Here is a 15,326-nt window from a genome sequence, read left to right as displayed (position 1 = left end):
GACCTCAGTATTGAATGGAGATGGCGGGGATCAGATTGCTGGCGATCAGCTTCACGGCCAGGCGCGCACAGTCTTCCGTCATGCCGTTTTTCATGAACGCTTCTTTGGCTGACTTGTAGATGGCGCCTTTATGAGCCTTGTCCGCTTCGCGTGCCTGGGCCTGTTGAAGCTCGAAGGCTACTGCCGCAGCCTGGCGATCAAGCTCTTCCTGACGAGCTCGCTCAACCGCTTCGGCTTGGCGTTTCTCTGCGGCAATTCGGTCTTGCTCGGCCTGCTGGATCGCGGCGAGTCGATTTGCTTCTGCTTGAGTGGCGATGCGTTCCGCCTGTTCAGCAGCAAGCTTCAGTTGCAGAGCCTGATGCGCGGCAGCGGCTTCTGCGTCTCGGGCCGCTTGCTCGGCGGCGCGCTGCTGGGCTGCGGCCTGGTCTTTCAGATCCTGCTCACGCTTGGCGGCAGCCGCCAGTTCCGCAGCTGCACGCTCATCGGCTTCGCGCCGCGCTCTCTCGGCTGCCTCGCGAGCAATGGCGGCGTCACGCTCTTGCTGCTCGCGGAGGGCCTTCTCGGCGTTGAATTGGGCGATCTCAGCCAGTTGCGCTTCGTGCTTTGTCCGATCAGCAAGCAGTGCGCGAAGGGTGGCCAGCGACCGGTCTTTGACCTGAGCAGCTTCTGGCAAGAACTCCTCCCAGCTTTCACCGAGCTCAACCATCTCCAGATCAGCAATGACGTTGGCGACATGTGCCGCTGTTGGCGTCTCGGTGAAGACGGCCAAGTCTTTCATCTGCTGGATTGCGTCGTTGTGAGCATCAACCCGCGCATCTTCGGCCTTTTCCCAGTCAGTCAGGGGCTGCCGCGTGGCGTCCCGCAGAGCGTCCATCGAGTTGACGAATTCGCGCAGCTCGGCCTCGACGACCTTGGGGATTTCCTTGATCTTCTTCAGGTACTCCCGACCTGGCTTTTCGACTGCCGCCTTCGACCGGCTGACCTCGGCTGCGAGACTGGCTACACGCTCACGACCCTTGCGGGTTGTGAGGTCCGGCACTTCGCCGGTTGCCAGGGCCTTGGCGTGCTCAAAGAACTGCTTGAGGCCGCCGGCCACATAAATGACCGGCGCATTGTCGGCGCTGATGTCGTCGATGGTTATGACTTGCTGAGTTGCAGACATGCGGAGTCTCCCGCGCCGTCCGTGTGCCGGGGCGCTGCGATTGAATGGGGTAGGGGTCTCTTAGCTTTGCTAAGAAGCTGATAAGCAGCTATTGGGTTATGCGGTCAGCGAGGGCACTGAGCAGCATCAGGCAGGTGCAGAAGAGAAGAGTAACGGCAGATCCGCGCCAGTACGCCGCGCGGCGTGCTTGTTGCCGGTTCACGATGGATCCTCGGGCTTTTCAATGCCTCCGATCCGCCAGCCCAATGACCAGCAGTTCGCGCAAGGGCCGTTTGGGTTCGCGTAGCACGAGCACTGCTCAGCATCTTCCCTGGTGAAGCCGAGCTCCTTTTCGATAGCTTGGATTTGCTCTTCTTCGGTCATGGCCGAACCCTCACCGCGATACGCCGACCTCTCTGAATCGGCGCCAGGCGCTTTGTCAGGTTGCACACCGGAGTCTCGCGCGGCAGGCCGAGCACTTCGTTGAACGGAAGGCCGAAGCCCATCACCGCCAGCTTCCGTTCGATGTCGTCGAGCTGCTCGTCGATCAGGGATTTGACGATTGGCGTACTCACTGGGCTGACTCCTTGCGGTGATGTCCGTGATTCATAAAGCCCCAGTTGCCTGAAGGCTTGGCCTGGTCAGTAACGCCAACGCAGTCACCACATAGCGGAGCACCGCAAACAAACTGGCCAGTGTGGTCGCATTCATCGACAGCTTGGCTCCCACAAACGCAGCACTTGATACCGACGTGCTTAGCGCACAGCTCTGATTCATCGGCAGGCTGATTGCACCGGCCAACCCATGAAATCTGATATTTGCACTTGCTCATGCAGCTATCCTCGCTTCACGCCCAGCCAAGCGCCTGAAGCGCTCACAGTAGTAGGCGAATTCTTCCGGGTTGATTTGGTTGCTGGTGAACAGGTTGATGATCTGGCGCTCTACGATGGCTTCGTAGAAGGGCGGGTAATCCAGAGTTTCGAGCTGGTCCAGCTGCTTGCTGATGTGGACGTGAGGGCTGTTCATCAGTCCAGATCCTCTGCTTCAGCCTGAAGCCCTGCTTCGGCGTAAGGCTCGACCAGCGCCACGGCGATATCGAACAGCTTGCCCATCGACGTTTCACCTTCGCCAAGCAGTGCCTCGCCAAACGTCTTGACTGGTCCGCCGGTGACGGCCGCGATGACCAACTGCGCTAACCAGTCCTCGGTGTCGTCACCGTCGATCTGCCGCTGATTCAGATGCAGCTGAACCGCTGCGAGGTAGGCTGAATACTCGACCACGATCGGCGCCGAGAAACGACGGCGAATCACCAGGTCACAGCCGCGCATCAGGTTCTCAGCCGTGTTTTCAATCCAGACACGCGCCGCTTCTTCATGCCCGGAGTCTTCATCCGGCTGCATGTTGTCCCAGCGCGCTTGCGCTCTTGCGAATGAGTTCATCGTCGCCTCCGTAGGCGCTGTTCAACCGCATCGATCAGATGCCCGCGCAGGTGACCAAGCCCGTGCCGTGAAGCACGCGGGCACCTGTCGATGCGGTCGGGGAGGGTTTATTCGGTTCGGGCGGCGAGCATGGCGTCAGCCATCTTGTAAGCAGCCTTGGCGGTGTCGTATTCGCTGCCCTCAAGTCCGAGCAACGCCGGTGCGCCTGATGTCGTAATCATTGCCTGCAACGCCTTGATGGCGATGTAGTCGCGAACCGGCAGTCCGAAGCAGCTGCCGTGTCCGCCGTATTCGTTGGCGCCCAGAGGGAAAGCGGGCTCTTTACCAAAGTCTGTTGCGTGGCACTCAAAGCAAATCCCGCCAGATTGTTCAGACTCTTCAATCAGGCTGTGGCACTTGTTGCACGTCCCAAAGCGCTCGGGATCTGGTGGCTGAAAGTTCATGCTGCCTCCGGCCAATGATTGTTGATGCTTTCCTTCGCGTATGGCGAAAGTTGTTCATAGCTGCGAATCGATCCGCAACCGGGCATGGTTCCTTCCAGCTCGACGCAGGCGCGGATGTCGCAACGGCGCGAGCATACCCAGCCGCCGTAGTGGCACCGCTGGACTTCACCTTTCGGCTCAGGGTGATAGGCGAGGCCGCCTTTCCAGGATGGCGAGCCGCGAAGTTTCATGCCGCAACCTCGGCAGACCGCCTGCGTGTCCGTGCAGTGATACATGATGATCTCCTTGCTGATTAACCAAACACACTCAGCTGCAACCACAAGAACGCGAACGGCCAAGGGTCAGCGGAGGGGTTGCATGTGGGTGTGTTCGGGAGGGTGTAGGAGGGGTGTTACGAGGTGGCTTTGGCGATGGCAGCGTCGGCGATCTGCAAGGTTGCAAAGTCTGGATCGTACTCGCCGTCGATAACGCCCTGCATAAGGGCACGAAGCTCTTGCAGCGCTTCCAGCAGCTCTGGCGCGGCGGCCATTAGCTTTGCACGCTCAAGCGCTTCGTCGTGGCTGATCAAGCAGTCATAAACCATCGGGTGAGCATCACGCTGAGTAACGGTGGCCACACCCTGATAGCCCTCATGCCGATCAGTATCGATGATTCGATATCCGCCGGTTACTGGTTCGCCCTGGACTTCAAGACTCATCGCAATCTCCTATTGCTCGCTCACTGGGAAGGCAGTGGCTACCCGTTGGATAGGGTGCAGATGCCCGGTGCTGATCTCCGGGTTGAGAGTCATGCCGCGGTCAACGGCTTTCGCCTACCGCAATGCCAGTTATTACGAGCCGGTACCGCGCGGGCATAAAATAGTACTTAGCCGGTCAGCGATCACTCTCGGGAACTGTTAGTTTTTAAACCCACGCATCAGCCTGCGCTTGTTGCTTCATCTGCATCGGGGTGTGATCTGAACGCCGGGAAGGGTCTTGCACCCTCAACTCCCGTGCACTGGGCTTTACTTTTAAGCTACCCGGCTCATACGCGCTCACGGTGCCCCGCTACTGCGCATGCAGATCACACTCCGATGCAGCCTCTTTCGAGGTGATCGGAACAGACATTCACCCGGATTAGGCACCCAGTACGGTCTGTCAGCGCTGTCGGTGTTCTTTACTGCGCACTCTGTGAATGCGCAGGAGTGATGGTTCAGCAGGGCCGAAGCTCTTGACAGTCGCCTGAAGCAGCACCCGAAACGATCATTCGGGAGATTTCGCCGTAAATGACAGGCATCTCCTCCAATGCTTCCTGTGCTTCTTTGAGGCTTTCCGCTTCCCACAGCGGATGCCAGTGGGACGGGCTATCACCGTATTTACGCTCGACCATCAGATAGTGAGATTGTGTTGCCATGGTCTTGCCCTCCTGGGCGGTTGATTTTCCGGGTACCCCTCGCGAGAAGGGCACCGAGAAAATCTGTCTTGTCACTCACTGCGCCCGTCAGGGTCATTCGCACAGTTCGGTCATAACCTCGCCAGAATGAGCCCCTCAATGGCTTTCATCTGGCGCCGGTCGCCTCACAAGCGCAGCGGTTTGTTTCCTTCGGTTTACTGACCTCCCACCGATGGTGCCGGGAGTGACCTAACCGGTTTGGCCGGGTAGTCGTTCATGGCGCTGATTTTTAAAGAGCTGGCAGGACTCTTCAGTCCCTGTCGCACCGTTGGTTTGTCGCTGCGATGGGTAAACAATACCGCCGGTATTGTGTGTAGGTCAATACCTCCGGTCATGTATTTTTGCACCGAGCTATTTCAGTGACGGATTGCTATTGCTGCGGCTGGGTTCAGGCGAAATCGAAATGGGCTGGTTGTGCCTGAAAATCATGGCCGTTAGGAATTTGGTAAAGTGGCGCCGCCTACAAGGAGACGGCGTTGATGAAAAAAATTGCTTGCACGATGTTGGTGGTAGTGGGTCTCTCGGGATGCGGCAACGCTGACCATCAGGACGCAGAAAAGCTTAAAGCCCAGGTGATTCAGCTCCAGTCAGAGAACAGCGCCCTGAAGGCCGAACTTGATTCGGAAAAAAATGGCCCAGCAAGGTTGCTGTCCACGGGACGAGCAGCGTTGGAGGAGGGGAGTCGCGAAAGAGCCGAAAAAGCTTTCCAGCAGCTTATTGCTCGTCACCCTGAGTCGCCTCAGGCGCAGGAAGCTAAAACCGCCATCGCTGCGATAGCGGCAAAGCGTCTGGAAGAAGCTCAGGCGAAGAAGGCAGAACAAGAGAAGAAGGCTGAAGCAGATCGGATTGCCGCGGCGCAAGCAGAGAAAAACCTCAAACGGAGCGTCGATGAGGTACGAGGAATTGTTTGGCTCTCCCACAAGTCAGAGCCGTTCATGAGCGACTACGTATCGCTCTATTTCGGCACCGAGCAGAGTTCAGCCGCTTCATATCCGTTGAGACTGAAGCTCCACTATTTCGGGGATGACTGGCTTTTCGTCCAATCGGTGACGATTAAGGCAGACGATCAGACTTTTAACCTAGGCGGTCTTGATTTCTCCAGGGACAACACCGGCGGGAGCGTCTGGGAATGGTCGGATGCCCCGCTTTCGAATCGCCCAATGATCGATAAGGTTATTGCATCAAAGAAGGTGATCGTGCGCTTCAACGGACGCCAGTATTACAAAGACTTCATCCTGCCTGACGCTCAAAAGCTCGCTATGAAAGAGATAATAGCCGCCTGGAAGGCTCATGGCGGAAAGGACGCCATGTAAGCAGAAAAGCCCGCTGCTTGGCGGGCTCCTCGATCGAATAGCGGTCAATCTTCTTTGGGCACAGTCCAGAAGAGCTGGATCAGTCCGTCGTCTCGGTGTGCGATGGTCACGTTGTCGTTCTCGGCGATCTCATCGAGGATGCGATCCCAGTCCGCCGGGTCGTCATTCGCTGATCGTTCGAGCAAGACGGATTTCGACAACTGGGCCTTGGGCGTGTTGATGGCGCGCTGTACACGCATGCCGAGCAATTCGTAGGAAGTCGGTTCTTTCGGTGCCTGGGGTTTCTGCTTTGCCATGTGATCCTCCTTGGTTAGCTGTATGGATATACAGTAAAAAGGATCCAAACGAATAGCAATATGCGGACACAAAAAAGCCCGCTCAGTGGCGGGCTTCAGATCATGGTAAGACTGATTCAGTCTGCCCAGGGGAGCGCTTGAATAACGTATCTTGGCCTGCTAGAACCAATGCGTCTCGCGCTCAAGGTAATCTCAAATCGCCGATAAAGGTTCTGATTCACGGAGTTTGGATTTGCGATGTCCCGAGGGATGCTGCCGTATATCACCTCACCATCACTGGTTCTGAACTCAAAAGCTCGTTTGTCAGGGAGAGCGCCAATAAATTCTCCAGTAAAGGTCTCAACTGTCTCCTTTATGTTATCCAGACTGAGACGCTCTTTACTCCGGCGCACCTGCTCCGCATCCGTGAACTGGAACCGTTTGGATCGGGTTGTCAGCGAACAGGAAGCTTCATATGTGGAGAGCTTCGCCAAAAAGTCTGACACGCTGGCGATCGCACGATCCGCCAGCCGTGAAACAGGCTCAGAAAGCTCCTCGTCGGTCTTGGTTGTCGCCTCTAATAGATCGGTCATCAGATCGATAGCTTGTGAAACGGAAGTGGTTCCCTCCATTTCAAGCTGTCTCTCTGCAGGAGCCTCTTCCAGCTCAAATCCAAAAGACCCCAAGGCGGTGCCTGTAATTAGAAGCTGATTGCTTGATCTGTTCGGAATCGGCCCCTTATCAGCAAGCACGCCCGATAGCGAAGCGGCAATAGTCGCAATTGCCTCGCTGAATGCCTGTGTGGCAGCAGTGCCGAACTCAGCAAGCACACCATGAGTACCCCAGACAGGCGCTCCTCTATAGGTCAGGATGACTTTGGCTGGCTGATAGGCATTTTCCCCGTGGGCATCAAGATACGAACGGGTTTCCTCAATCCTAGATCTTATGGACATCGCCGACAGTTTGGTGATACCAGGCTTAGCTAGCTGTTTTTCTAGGAAAACCAACTCAGCCGAACGATGAACGTATTCGTTTCTATTCATGGGCGAGCTCCTGCCGTTTGGCCGCCAACGCTGCGAGCGCTGCCTGATCCTGCCATGAGTTTAGATCCACCTTGAGAAAACCTTTCCACTGTTTGGAACGTCGGTGCGCCCACATCCCATACCAGTACGCCGTCATTTCTACGATCATTTCTGGAGGGTCAAGTAATGATTGGACATAGAAATCGACTTTAAATTGCTGCTTGATGAAAGCTTTATCGGCTCTGGTTTGTCCTAGCAAGCGCAACTGGTCGGGAGTAAGGGCATCGTAGAAGTCGTCACCAGCAGAAATGAACGTAACGACATCAATATCACGAGGGGCGCGTCGTTCTATCAGCTCGATATTTTCGGTGAAGCTCCCGTCTAGCCACTGAAAGCCGTCATGCATACCGAGCGTGTGCAGTTCCGTCCGGTGAGCCAAATAGCCTTCCAAAATAGCACAGCGGTCGTTGCTCGTAGCGAAATGCTCAACAAATGCGACCAAATCTACCTCATAGGGAGATCTGTCTAACCCTGCGGGGTTAGTGTCATTGACCGGAGGTATTAAGCCCTCGGCATTCCAACTGGGGATCATCCTGCGCCTCCTTGCTTGTAAATTTTATAACGTCGGTTACAAGTCGCCGCCACGCCATATGACTTTGCCAATGATTCGATGCTCATTAACGTCGCTACGGGCAAGCAGCAGATCGCCGTACTCATCCTTGTCCTCGTTGTCGCTTCGGATGATCCATCCGCCCAAGGGCGACTGCACCAGGCGCTTCACGATTGCACCCTTATCCGTGCTCGACAGGACGAACACATGCCCATCGGCCGGCTCGATCTTCGACTTGTCCACCAGGAGCACGTCGTGGTCATTGATCGTCGGCCACATGCTGTCGCCTTCGGCATAGATCACCAAAAGGTTCTCAGCCTTCACGCCTTTGATGCGCAGCCACTCCCTCTTAAAAGCGAGCGTCGCAATTGACTCAACGTGCGGATTTTCGTGCCCAAGGCCTGCAGCTGCTTTCGCGCTGTACTGAGGAATGTGCGCGTACTTGTCTTCGGCGGCTTCAGTATCGCCGCCGACAGGGAAAGGGGTATTTGCTGCCGTTCTTGAGTGCACGCCTGGCGAGTGCTTCACCTCGGCCGGAGCGGCCAGACCCAGTTCGCCGATCTGACGCGCCAAGGTAGGGCTTATGTCCTCGATCTTCACATCAAGCATTTTCGCAAAGACAGCAACAGCCTTGAGACTAAGAGCTGTACGACGATTCATAAAATGGCTGATCGCGCCCTGGGTAACGCCATCACCCAATCCCTCAGCAAGCTTTTCCTGAGTGAGCTTTAAAGCCGCGCGCTTCCTCTGAAAGATTTCCTTCAGGCGGTCGCTATCGTCCAGTTGCCAATCGGCAAGCGGCAGTCTTCGAGAGTCTTTAGTCATCCACAAATCATAATACCTGCGGTATTCGGGCAACCAATATCGCCGGTATTGACTGGCAACAATACCGGCGGTCATACTGGCGCCGAGCAAACACGTAGAGGACGTCGCAATGCGCCGTATCCCGCTTTCTGAATTCGCAAAAGAGCACGGCCATACCAAGGCCGCGCAGATGCTTGGCTGCACTCAAGGAGCCCTGAGCAAGGCCATCCGAGTCGGCCGAGACGTCGTTGTTTTCTGCAATGAGGACGGAAGTCTTACGGCGCTGGAGCAGCGTCCGTTTCCTTCCCAAAAAACAGCGGCCTAACCGCGCTTCGAGCTGAGCGAGATCGTCGCCAGTTCGAAGCCGCGCAGAGCCTCTTGGCTCAACTGGTCACGTAGCTGACTGGCCTTCTGCTCGAACGCAGGCCAGAGCCTCATCTGAGAAGACAAGGGCAGGGTGGATGCCAAGGCACCCACAAAGCAGCAGAGGGCGGTTATCTCGCCTTGCAGTTCGGAAGAGTCGGTCATGGATACGTCCTTGATCGTTTGAGTTGACCAATTTTCCCCGTGTTGGCACTGCGCCACCACTGAAACAGTGCCGAGGTTTTACGTATGGAAAGTTTTCTGAGGGCATGCCACGACGCCGTGAAGGACGCTGAAGCGAAGAAGCTGGCGACCTTGATGAACATGCCGCATGTGAGCCTTTTGCAGCGTGCCAACCCAGACAACGACGCTCATTGGATGAACGTGAAGCACCTGTATGCGCTGCTGCTGCATTCCGGCGACATGCGCCCATTGGCGGAACTGGCTGATGAGTTCGGTTTCGAGCTGGTTTCGAAAACTCCGGCTCAGCCTCAGGCGCTGACCTCATCGCTGATCAACGTTGGCAAAGAAGTGGCCGACCTGACCATCGCCGTGCATGAAGCGCTCGACGACAACCACGTCAGCGCATTCGAGAAAGCCCAGATCCGCGTCGAGATCGACCACGTTCGTAAGAGCCTGGATGTGATGGATGCGTCGGTCCGAGCAGCCTGAATTTCAGGCATAAAAAAACCGCCTGGCCGGGCGGTTCTTTCAACAGCAATTCAACGAGACGAATCATGACAAACATCACCCACATACACAAGTCCCGAGGGTTCACCCGAATGGACAACCAGATTATGGATGGCCTGATGGCTATCGATCTGCCTGGGCGAGAGCTGAAGGTGGCTCTGTACATTGCCAAAGCCACTATCAACTTCCAGGCGGGCGCTGTACGCATCAAGGCTACCGACGTAGCCAAGGCGACCAACATTCACCCTGACGTAGCCTCCAAGGCCATCAGCCACCTGCTGAAGCGCCGGGTCATTCATCGCGAGGGTGGTTCGCGTGGTGACATCAGCATTTGCGACCCGAAAGAGTGGGTGTATTTCGAATGTCCGAATCGGACCATACGGTCTGACTCGGATGATATGAGCCGAGTCGTAACATTTCCGAGTCAGACCAAAACCGACGACTCCCTTCTTTATTCTAAGAAAGAACAACCCCTATTAACTCTTTCTACGAAAGAGATTAATCCGCCCCAAGAGCAGCCAGAAGCAAAACCAGACCGGAAAGCTCCGTTCGGCAAAGCACAGTTGCTGGCCGACAACCCCCACGGTGTGAGCGAGCAGCAGATCGTTGATTACCTCGCTCTTCGCAAGACCAAGCGTGCGCCGATCACGGCCAAGGTCTGGGCGAACGTGAACGCCGAACTCGCCAAGTGCGCCGCTGTGGGTATCGCCGCAGACGTCGCTGTCGACATCGCGGTGCTCAACGGTTGGCAGGGCTTCGACTCGTCCTGGATCATCAAGCGCTTCGCCAGCACTCCCCAGTCCGTCACGCAGTCCCGTCACACCAACTTGAATCAGGTCAATCATGCGGCCGGAAACGGCGGGAGGAATGACGATGGCTCGTACCGTATCTAACGTCGTGAGCCTGATGGGCGACTTCGGCAAGACCATTTCGAGCGAGAAGCGTGTGTGCTCCGATCACGGCGCCTACACCGACTTCCTGACCGGGTTGGGCAAGGCAAGGCCAGCGGTCTGGTCTGGTTGCCAGCAGTGCGCCGAGGAAAAGCGAATCGAGGCTGATCGGATCGAGCAGGAGAAGATGATCCGGGAGAATACTCGCCGCTCGATTGAGTCCCGCGTCGGCCGTTCCTGCATCCCGGCACGATTTGCCGAACGCACATTTGCAAACTTCCACGTCGGAAGCGCAGAGCAGAAGCAGGCGGTGAACATCTGCCGGGAGTACGCCGAAAACTTCCCCGCGCACGCGAAGCGTGGCCGTAGTCTGATGCTGCTGGGCAACGTCGGCACGGGCAAAACTCACCTCGCCACCGCTGTCGGAAATCACATTATCCGCGAATTCAGCCTGGCCGCTCTGTACGTCACCGCTGGGTCGGTGATCCGTCACGTCAAGGCTTCCTTCGACCGTGATACCGCGCACAACGAGGTCCAGGCCTACCAGCTCTTCGCCGCGCCTGACCTGCTGATCCTCGATGAGGTTGGTGTGCAGAACGCGACCGAGTTCGAACGAACCGTGATGTTCGAGCTGATCAACTCCCGGTATGAGGCCTTGAAGCCAACCATCGTCATCTCCAACCGTGGTCGGGACGAATTGCCCACCTACATGGGTGACCGTGTCGTGGACCGCCTGCGTGAGAACGGCGGGAAGTTGGTTTTATTCACCTGGGAATCCCAGCGCGGCAAGGAGGGTTTCTGACATGACGGATACCAAAGACAAGATTATCAACGGGATGTGCCAGACCTGGCGGCATGACTTCGGCCTCGAAAAGCGCACTCACGCTTTCGGCACCAGCGGCATGACTGACGATGAGCGCGAATTTCTGACCAGAGAAATGGCCCAGCTGTATGAACACCACGTCGCCCCTGTCATCGCGGAGCTTGAGAACGCACGGAAGATTGGCGAGGAGTTCGCATCGCTCGCGGAACGCCGCAGAGGATTCGAGGAGGCTTACAAGACAGTCTGCTTGGTGAGAAATCGTTTGATCAGTGAAAACCACGCGCTCCAGAAAGATGCACAGAGCGGAAGGTTGCTCAAGCTGATAAGCGGGGGCAGAGCCAATCAAGTTACGGACCAGGTCATCACTCTGATGGCTGAGAACCGTCGGCTGAAGCTGCTGGTCGGTGAGCCAGTTCCACCAACCTGGGAGGAATTCGTAGGCCCTCACCCGGAAACCGTCAGCGCAAGGCTTCGCAGGAAGCTCTCTGAAATTAAAGGTGGCCGCCCATGACCCCCAACCAACAAAAGACCATCGACTCCCTCAAGTCCGAAGGCTTCCAGGTCTCCCGGAGCCACCACGACATGACGCTCATGACCAAGGGTGCGGATAACCGCCTTGTGCGCCATGACGGCAGCCAGCGTCGGGCGCAGCCGCATTTCGAAAAGGTGAAGCCATGAGCAATCCACTTGACAGCAAAGTTCTGGATTACCTGCGCAGCGTCGAAGGCTGCACGGCATGGGCGATGCACGGGCGTATGCAGGCAAGCCGCGAAGACGTTAGCAAAGCTTGCCAGCGGCTTAAACGGAAAGGTTTGGTCGCGGCAAACGGCTCCTACTGGCAGGCGGTGAAGCCATGACCAACCGAATCTGGATCGTCCTGACCATCATCGTCGTGGTAGCCGCCTATGGCTGCCAGCACCAAGTTGAGCGCGTTGCGCAGAAGCCTTCTGGAGTTTTGTTCAGATGAGCATCGATTTCATACGCAAAGAGTTCGAGCGCACAAATGGCCGTGACCACCGTCGCCAACCTCCCAAGGGAAACAACTATATCGACCCTATGGCTCAGGCCGACTGGGAAGCCTTCCAGAAAGGCTGGGCGCAGTCCCGCGCGGCATTGGTGATCGATCTGCCTAGTCGCTTCGCCGAGAAGTACCAGGACTATTACGACGATGTGGAAGGTGGCTGCTTCAACGAACCCAGGTACATCAACGATTTGACCGCAGTCATCGAAGCCGCAGGCGTGAAAGTAGGAGCGAACCCCAATGCATAACGAACACGGAACATACGAAAGCAAACTCGCCTCTCGCCTTCAGTCCTACGCCGACACTCTGTCGTTCGATGAGCTTGATGGTGGTGAGTTCTGCCCAAAGCGCACGTTGCTCCAAGCATCGCACGCGCTGGACCAGTGCAATGTAAGCGTCTACCGCAAGAAAGATGGCATTGTTATACGCAATGCTCGGGGGAAGTTCCGTTACCTGACATGGCGCGAAAGGCTGGCGTATTGGCTGCTGGATGAAGTCCCGGAGATACGCCCGTGACCGACATCAAAGCCCTGAAGGCGCTGGCTGAGGCTGCTACCCCAGGCCCGTGGCATGCAGAAAACGAGCGGCACGAAGGCTCTATCAATTCCGATTACCGACACATTGGCATGGTTTCGATGCATGCGAATGTGCGCGAAGACATCCCGCAGAACTTTGCGAATCAGGAATTCATCGCCGCCGCCAACCCTGCCGCAGTTCTTGAGCTGATCGCGGAGATTGAGCGTCTGCATTTTGAGAACGGCAGTCTGCGCGGGAGCTGCAAGACCACGGGGAAGGATCTAACTACTGCCGTTCGTGCTTGCAACAAGGCCACCAAGGAGCGCGACCAGCTCAAGGCTGAGAACTTCGACCTCGGCGCGGGCAAGCAGGCTGCTGAGGAAGAGATCGTGCGGATCAAGGCCGAGAACGAAATGTTGCGCGGGGAGCTCGGAGAGTGCTGCGAATCTCTCCACGGGGAAATGCTCCAGAAATTTGGCGGCCAGCTACCTGACGATATGCATCCAGTCACTCGTCGCGAGTACGACCGCGACATGGCTGAGATTGCCTGCTATCGGGCAGTGCTGATCAAGGAGTCCGACAATGGCTGAAGTCGCGCTCATTCGCACCGCTCAAGGTTTGGTCCCCGCCACCGAAGCCGACCGCGAAACCATGCAGAAGTGGAAGGCCGGTCAGGTCATCCACGGCAAGTTCACCAAGATGCGGAACGCAAAATTCCACGGCAAGTTCTTCTCAATGCTCGATCTAGCGTGGGAGTACTGGGAGCCAGTCGGCGGGCTGGTACCGCGTCAGGAGTTGCGTGGTATCCAGGGGCTGGCCAAGTTTTTCGAGAAGGCTAGCGGCAAGCCAGGTCAGTTGTCGGAGGCTGTGGCCGCGTACGTCGCACAGATCGAAGCCGAGCGCGCCGAACGATTCCCAGCCGTGGACAAGAGCCGCGAGGCTTTCCGCGACTGGATCACCATCGAGGCCGGGCACTTCCACTTGGTGCAAACGCCAGACGGCATCCGAAAGGAGCGCAAGTCGATCAGTTGGGCTTCGATGGACGACACCGAGTTCGAACCACTTTACCGCGACGTCTTCAACGCCTGCTGGCGACTGGTGCTGTCTGCGCATTTCGAAACCGAGCAGGACGCCCAGGCTGCCGCCGACATGATTGGAGGCTTCGCATGAAGACCGTTGCGGCCCTCATTCGGTCCCTCGCCACAATGCTCGAGCACAGCTATCACTCCAACCCATGCGCGCATCAGTTCGGGGGTGGGCTGTGATCCCTCGCTCCGATAAGCCGATGCGGCCGAAGCGCTGCCGTGTCTCCGGGTGTGGCGCCACCTTCACCCCGACGCGCAGCTTCCAGAAATGGTGCTCGCCGGACTGTGCCGTCGTTTTGGCCCGCCAGGCACAGGAGAGGCAGCGCAAGTCGATTGCTCAACGCGAGCGTCGGGAGATCAAGGTTCGCAAGGAGAAGCTGAAGAGCAGGGCAGAGCACCTCAAGGATACCCAGCAGGCTTTCAACGCTTGGGTGCGCGAACGAGATATTTTGCTTCCTTGCGTGAGCTGTGGCCGTCACCACGAAGGCCAATGGCACGCAGGGCACTATCGGACCGTCTCGGCGCATCCTGCGATCCGCTTCGACCCCCTCAACGTCTGGAAACAATGTGCCCCGTGCAACACGCACAAGTCTGGCGACCTGCTGAATTACCGGCTCGAGCTGATACGCCGGATCGGCGAGGAGAAGGTGGCCTGGCTTGAAGGCCCGCATGAACCAAAGAAATACACGATCGACGAGCTGAAGGCGCTGACCGCGCACTACAGGGCACTGACCAGAGAGTTGAAACGGGGAGAAGTAGCATGAAAATTATCGGAGCGCGTCAGGCTTGGCACGATGCACTGCACGAACACCGTCCTTCGGCTTTGGCGGTGGCTGCTGAACAGGCCCTCCTGGGCAAGAAGAGCGGCGCCGGAGATACCAAGATCATGGTCATGCTGGAAAACCATGATGGTCAGGAAGTGGCGAGGGTTTACGAGGTTCGGAAGGAGGGCGTGATGGAAACGCGTTCTGGCCGTCGCCTCTCCGAATCGCGCTGCGCTCACATGCTCATTGCCGGGCTGGTGCTGCGCGCGATTGATACGCTGCCCAAGTCGCTGCGTCACTTCGGCAATTTCATGTACTCACCGGTCGCGACCGGTAACGACCTCAGCATTGCGCACGGTCTCGTCTGGCTGGGTAGTGGTATGGAATCGCTCACAGACCGCAAGAAGCAGCGCGCCTACTGGATGGCTATGGCGGCCCTCCAGTCGCATAAGATGATCGTGGGTGGTGGAACAGGCATGGGGCCAGGCGGGGTATGCATGTTCGTCGAGGACCGGACTGGCGAGAAGATGAATCCGCAGAACTGGGCGCGGGACTGGGAAGAGATTTGGAATGCCCTGTGCACGCATATCGACAAGCTCGACAAACAGGCGCTCAAGCCGGTTTCGGCGGTGGTCGCGATGATGCGTGAAGGGTCAGAAAATGACCGTGAAATTGCCGCTTGACGATTTGAGGAGC

Annotated in this window: 28 protein-coding genes; 14 read left to right on the top strand and 14 right to left on the bottom strand. The window is 57.1% G+C overall.

Annotation, left to right across the window (positions count from 1 at the left end; all coding sequences use genetic code 11):
* Positions 1 to 4: 4 nt before the first annotated feature.
* The 9 genes from AB4N84_RS27660 to AB4N84_RS27620 form a co-directional block, all read right to left on the bottom strand.
* On the bottom strand, positions 5 to 1,162 hold the full coding sequence (locus AB4N84_RS27660; protein WP_460044173.1) for a hypothetical protein: 1,158 nt from the start codon (positions 1,160 to 1,162) through the stop codon (positions 5 to 7).
* A 198-nt stretch (positions 1,163 to 1,360) separates the two neighbouring features.
* Entirely contained in the window at positions 1,361 to 1,525 is a 165-nt protein-coding gene (locus AB4N84_RS27655) for a hypothetical protein (RefSeq protein WP_460044172.1), read from the bottom strand.
* Positions 1,522 to 1,716: a hypothetical protein gene (locus tag AB4N84_RS27650; RefSeq protein WP_460044171.1), complete on the bottom strand. Its 195-nt coding sequence runs from the start codon at positions 1,714 to 1,716 to the stop codon at positions 1,522 to 1,524. The genes AB4N84_RS27655 and AB4N84_RS27650 overlap by 4 nt, the downstream gene beginning before the upstream one ends.
* A 253-nt stretch (positions 1,717 to 1,969) precedes the next feature.
* Complete coding sequence (locus AB4N84_RS27645) at positions 1,970 to 2,167, bottom strand: hypothetical protein (RefSeq protein ID WP_460044169.1); 198 nt, start codon at positions 2,165 to 2,167, stop codon at positions 1,970 to 1,972.
* Positions 2,167 to 2,580: a hypothetical protein gene (locus AB4N84_RS27640; protein WP_460044168.1), complete on the bottom strand. Its 414-nt coding sequence runs from the start codon at positions 2,578 to 2,580 to the stop codon at positions 2,167 to 2,169. Before AB4N84_RS27640 ends, AB4N84_RS27645 begins: the two co-directional genes overlap by 1 nt.
* A gap of 107 nt (positions 2,581 to 2,687) precedes the next feature.
* Positions 2,688 to 3,023 (bottom strand): cytochrome c3 family protein, encoded by a 336-nt coding sequence (locus tag AB4N84_RS27635; RefSeq protein WP_460044167.1) that lies wholly within the window; start codon positions 3,021 to 3,023, stop codon positions 2,688 to 2,690.
* Positions 3,020 to 3,253, bottom strand: coding sequence for a hypothetical protein (locus tag AB4N84_RS27630; protein WP_460044165.1), 234 nt, complete (start codon positions 3,251 to 3,253; stop codon positions 3,020 to 3,022). The genes AB4N84_RS27635 and AB4N84_RS27630 overlap by 4 nt, the downstream gene beginning before the upstream one ends.
* 161 nt (positions 3,254 to 3,414) lie before the next feature.
* Positions 3,415 to 3,720 carry a hypothetical protein gene (locus tag AB4N84_RS27625; protein ID WP_460044163.1) on the bottom strand — a complete coding sequence of 102 codons (306 nt, stop codon included), beginning with the start codon at positions 3,718 to 3,720 and terminating at the stop codon, positions 3,415 to 3,417.
* A gap of 494 nt (positions 3,721 to 4,214) precedes the next feature.
* Positions 4,215 to 4,415, bottom strand: a complete 201-nt coding sequence (locus tag AB4N84_RS27620) for a hypothetical protein (protein ID WP_460044162.1) — start codon at positions 4,413 to 4,415, stop codon at positions 4,215 to 4,217.
* Positions 4,416 to 4,933: 518 nt separating this feature from the next.
* Here AB4N84_RS27620 and AB4N84_RS27615 point away from each other — a divergent pair.
* Positions 4,934 to 5,767, top strand: a complete 834-nt coding sequence (locus AB4N84_RS27615; RefSeq protein ID WP_460044160.1) for a hypothetical protein — start codon at positions 4,934 to 4,936, stop codon at positions 5,765 to 5,767.
* Positions 5,768 to 5,811: 44 nt separating this feature from the next.
* On the opposite strand, the gene AB4N84_RS27610 is transcribed toward AB4N84_RS27615, so the two are convergent.
* The 4 genes from AB4N84_RS27610 to AB4N84_RS27595 all read right to left on the bottom strand — a co-directional run bounded on the left by AB4N84_RS27610 (position 5,812) and on the right by AB4N84_RS27595 (position 8,574).
* Positions 5,812 to 6,063, bottom strand: a complete 252-nt coding sequence (locus tag AB4N84_RS27610) for a DUF1654 domain-containing protein (protein ID WP_460044158.1) — start codon at positions 6,061 to 6,063, stop codon at positions 5,812 to 5,814.
* A gap of 116 nt (positions 6,064 to 6,179) precedes the next feature.
* Complete coding sequence (locus AB4N84_RS27605) at positions 6,180 to 7,085, bottom strand: hypothetical protein (RefSeq protein ID WP_460044157.1); 906 nt, start codon at positions 7,083 to 7,085, stop codon at positions 6,180 to 6,182.
* Positions 7,078 to 7,656: a DUF6932 family protein gene (locus AB4N84_RS27600; protein WP_460044156.1), complete on the bottom strand. Its 579-nt coding sequence runs from the start codon at positions 7,654 to 7,656 to the stop codon at positions 7,078 to 7,080. Before AB4N84_RS27600 ends, AB4N84_RS27605 begins: the two co-directional genes overlap by 8 nt.
* A 36-nt stretch (positions 7,657 to 7,692) precedes the next feature.
* Positions 7,693 to 8,574 carry a LexA family transcriptional regulator gene (locus AB4N84_RS27595; protein WP_460044155.1) on the bottom strand — a complete coding sequence of 294 codons (882 nt, stop codon included), beginning with the start codon at positions 8,572 to 8,574 and terminating at the stop codon, positions 7,693 to 7,695.
* A gap of 34 nt (positions 8,575 to 8,608) precedes the next feature.
* On the opposite strand from AB4N84_RS27595, the gene AB4N84_RS27590 reads away from it, so the two are divergent.
* Positions 8,609 to 8,803: a Cro/CI family transcriptional regulator gene (locus AB4N84_RS27590; RefSeq protein ID WP_074759074.1), complete on the top strand. Its 195-nt coding sequence runs from the start codon at positions 8,609 to 8,611 to the stop codon at positions 8,801 to 8,803.
* Here the strand turns inward: AB4N84_RS27590 and AB4N84_RS27585 are convergent.
* Positions 8,800 to 9,006, bottom strand: coding sequence for a hypothetical protein (locus AB4N84_RS27585; RefSeq protein ID WP_062390893.1), 207 nt, complete (start codon positions 9,004 to 9,006; stop codon positions 8,800 to 8,802). The genes AB4N84_RS27590 and AB4N84_RS27585 overlap by 4 nt on opposite strands.
* Before the next feature lie 84 nt (positions 9,007 to 9,090).
* On the opposite strand from AB4N84_RS27585, the gene AB4N84_RS27580 reads away from it, so the two are divergent.
* The 12 genes from AB4N84_RS27580 (at position 9,091) to AB4N84_RS27525 (ending at position 15,313) form a co-directional block, all read left to right on the top strand.
* A complete protein-coding gene (locus AB4N84_RS27580) occupies positions 9,091 to 9,513 on the top strand; it encodes a phage regulatory CII family protein (RefSeq protein ID WP_460044153.1) in 423 nt (140 codons plus the stop codon).
* Between the two features lie 65 nt (positions 9,514 to 9,578).
* Positions 9,579 to 10,424 (top strand): replication protein, encoded by an 846-nt coding sequence (locus AB4N84_RS27575; protein WP_460044152.1) that lies wholly within the window; start codon positions 9,579 to 9,581, stop codon positions 10,422 to 10,424.
* Positions 10,375 to 11,223 (top strand): ATP-binding protein, encoded by an 849-nt coding sequence (locus AB4N84_RS27570; protein WP_460044151.1) that lies wholly within the window; start codon positions 10,375 to 10,377, stop codon positions 11,221 to 11,223. The genes AB4N84_RS27575 and AB4N84_RS27570 overlap by 50 nt, the downstream gene beginning before the upstream one ends.
* 1 nt (position 11,224) lies before the next feature.
* The gene (locus tag AB4N84_RS27565; protein WP_460044150.1) at positions 11,225 to 11,755 is read left to right on the top strand and encodes a hypothetical protein; all 531 of its coding nucleotides are present in this window, start codon (positions 11,225 to 11,227) and stop codon (positions 11,753 to 11,755) included.
* Positions 11,752 to 11,922, top strand: coding sequence for a hypothetical protein (locus tag AB4N84_RS27560; RefSeq protein WP_460044149.1), 171 nt, complete (start codon positions 11,752 to 11,754; stop codon positions 11,920 to 11,922). The genes AB4N84_RS27565 and AB4N84_RS27560 overlap by 4 nt, the downstream gene beginning before the upstream one ends.
* Positions 11,919 to 12,101 carry a hypothetical protein gene (locus tag AB4N84_RS27555; protein WP_460044148.1) on the top strand — a complete coding sequence of 61 codons (183 nt, stop codon included), beginning with the start codon at positions 11,919 to 11,921 and terminating at the stop codon, positions 12,099 to 12,101. The genes AB4N84_RS27560 and AB4N84_RS27555 overlap by 4 nt, the downstream gene beginning before the upstream one ends.
* A 106-nt stretch (positions 12,102 to 12,207) precedes the next feature.
* Complete coding sequence (locus AB4N84_RS27550) at positions 12,208 to 12,513, top strand: hypothetical protein (RefSeq protein ID WP_460044147.1); 306 nt, start codon at positions 12,208 to 12,210, stop codon at positions 12,511 to 12,513.
* Positions 12,506 to 12,781 (top strand): hypothetical protein, encoded by a 276-nt coding sequence (locus AB4N84_RS27545; protein WP_460044146.1) that lies wholly within the window; start codon positions 12,506 to 12,508, stop codon positions 12,779 to 12,781. The genes AB4N84_RS27550 and AB4N84_RS27545 overlap by 8 nt, the downstream gene beginning before the upstream one ends.
* A complete protein-coding gene (locus AB4N84_RS27540) occupies positions 12,778 to 13,371 on the top strand; it encodes an ead/Ea22-like family protein (protein ID WP_460044145.1) in 594 nt (197 codons plus the stop codon). Before AB4N84_RS27545 ends, AB4N84_RS27540 begins: the two co-directional genes overlap by 4 nt.
* Positions 13,364 to 13,951, top strand: a complete 588-nt coding sequence (locus AB4N84_RS27535; RefSeq protein ID WP_460044144.1) for a DUF1367 family protein — start codon at positions 13,364 to 13,366, stop codon at positions 13,949 to 13,951. The genes AB4N84_RS27540 and AB4N84_RS27535 overlap by 8 nt, the downstream gene beginning before the upstream one ends.
* Before the next feature lie 115 nt (positions 13,952 to 14,066).
* Complete coding sequence (locus AB4N84_RS27530; protein ID WP_460044143.1) at positions 14,067 to 14,630, top strand: recombination protein NinG; 564 nt, start codon at positions 14,067 to 14,069, stop codon at positions 14,628 to 14,630.
* Positions 14,627 to 15,313, top strand: a complete 687-nt coding sequence (locus AB4N84_RS27525) for a hypothetical protein (protein WP_460044141.1) — start codon at positions 14,627 to 14,629, stop codon at positions 15,311 to 15,313. Before AB4N84_RS27530 ends, AB4N84_RS27525 begins: the two co-directional genes overlap by 4 nt.
* Positions 15,314 to 15,326: the final 13 nt, after the last annotated feature.

The organism is Pseudomonas sp. S2_H01 (assembly GCF_054668305.1).
This window is presented reverse-complemented; position numbering and strand designations above follow the sequence as displayed.

Excerpts from the sequence above, each read along its gene's own strand:
- AB4N84_RS27560 (WP_460044149.1), top strand. The coding sequence starts at position 11,752 with ATGACCCCCAACCAACAAAAGACCATCGACTCCCTCAAGTCCGAAGGC.
- AB4N84_RS27525 (WP_460044141.1), top strand. The coding sequence starts at position 14,627 with ATGAAAATTATCGGAGCGCGTCAGGCTTGGCACGATGCACTGCACGAA.
- AB4N84_RS27535 (WP_460044144.1), top strand. The coding sequence starts at position 13,364 with ATGGCTGAAGTCGCGCTCATTCGCACCGCTCAAGGTTTGGTCCCCGCC.
- AB4N84_RS27555 (WP_460044148.1), top strand. The coding sequence starts at position 11,919 with ATGAGCAATCCACTTGACAGCAAAGTTCTGGATTACCTGCGCAGCGTC.
- AB4N84_RS27660 (WP_460044173.1), bottom strand. The coding sequence starts at position 1,162 with ATGTCTGCAACTCAGCAAGTCATAACCATCGACGACATCAGCGCCGAC.
- AB4N84_RS27610 (WP_460044158.1), bottom strand. The coding sequence starts at position 6,063 with ATGGCAAAGCAGAAACCCCAGGCACCGAAAGAACCGACTTCCTACGAA.
- AB4N84_RS27655 (WP_460044172.1), bottom strand. The coding sequence starts at position 1,525 with ATGACCGAAGAAGAGCAAATCCAAGCTATCGAAAAGGAGCTCGGCTTC.
- AB4N84_RS27585 (WP_062390893.1), bottom strand. The coding sequence starts at position 9,006 with ATGACCGACTCTTCCGAACTGCAAGGCGAGATAACCGCCCTCTGCTGC.
- AB4N84_RS27635 (WP_460044167.1), bottom strand. The coding sequence starts at position 3,023 with ATGAACTTTCAGCCACCAGATCCCGAGCGCTTTGGGACGTGCAACAAG.
- AB4N84_RS27605 (WP_460044157.1), bottom strand. The coding sequence starts at position 7,085 with ATGAATAGAAACGAATACGTTCATCGTTCGGCTGAGTTGGTTTTCCTA.
- AB4N84_RS27570 (WP_460044151.1), top strand. The coding sequence starts at position 10,375 with ATGCGGCCGGAAACGGCGGGAGGAATGACGATGGCTCGTACCGTATCT.
- AB4N84_RS27630 (WP_460044165.1), bottom strand. The coding sequence starts at position 3,253 with ATGAAACTTCGCGGCTCGCCATCCTGGAAAGGCGGCCTCGCCTATCAC.
- AB4N84_RS27625 (WP_460044163.1), bottom strand. The coding sequence starts at position 3,720 with ATGAGTCTTGAAGTCCAGGGCGAACCAGTAACCGGCGGATATCGAATC.
- AB4N84_RS27640 (WP_460044168.1), bottom strand. The coding sequence starts at position 2,580 with ATGAACTCATTCGCAAGAGCGCAAGCGCGCTGGGACAACATGCAGCCG.
- AB4N84_RS27545 (WP_460044146.1), top strand. The coding sequence starts at position 12,506 with ATGCATAACGAACACGGAACATACGAAAGCAAACTCGCCTCTCGCCTT.
- AB4N84_RS27580 (WP_460044153.1), top strand. The coding sequence starts at position 9,091 with ATGGAAAGTTTTCTGAGGGCATGCCACGACGCCGTGAAGGACGCTGAA.
- AB4N84_RS27600 (WP_460044156.1), bottom strand. The coding sequence starts at position 7,656 with ATGATCCCCAGTTGGAATGCCGAGGGCTTAATACCTCCGGTCAATGAC.
- AB4N84_RS27620 (WP_460044162.1), bottom strand. The coding sequence starts at position 4,415 with ATGGCAACACAATCTCACTATCTGATGGTCGAGCGTAAATACGGTGAT.
- AB4N84_RS27590 (WP_074759074.1), top strand. The coding sequence starts at position 8,609 with ATGCGCCGTATCCCGCTTTCTGAATTCGCAAAAGAGCACGGCCATACC.
- AB4N84_RS27565 (WP_460044150.1), top strand. The coding sequence starts at position 11,225 with ATGACGGATACCAAAGACAAGATTATCAACGGGATGTGCCAGACCTGG.
- AB4N84_RS27530 (WP_460044143.1), top strand. The coding sequence starts at position 14,067 with ATGCGGCCGAAGCGCTGCCGTGTCTCCGGGTGTGGCGCCACCTTCACC.
- AB4N84_RS27550 (WP_460044147.1), top strand. The coding sequence starts at position 12,208 with ATGAGCATCGATTTCATACGCAAAGAGTTCGAGCGCACAAATGGCCGT.
- AB4N84_RS27645 (WP_460044169.1), bottom strand. The coding sequence starts at position 2,167 with ATGAACAGCCCTCACGTCCACATCAGCAAGCAGCTGGACCAGCTCGAA.
- AB4N84_RS27595 (WP_460044155.1), bottom strand. The coding sequence starts at position 8,574 with ATGACCGCCGGTATTGTTGCCAGTCAATACCGGCGATATTGGTTGCCC.
- AB4N84_RS27575 (WP_460044152.1), top strand. The coding sequence starts at position 9,579 with ATGACAAACATCACCCACATACACAAGTCCCGAGGGTTCACCCGAATG.
- AB4N84_RS27615 (WP_460044160.1), top strand. The coding sequence starts at position 4,934 with ATGAAAAAAATTGCTTGCACGATGTTGGTGGTAGTGGGTCTCTCGGGA.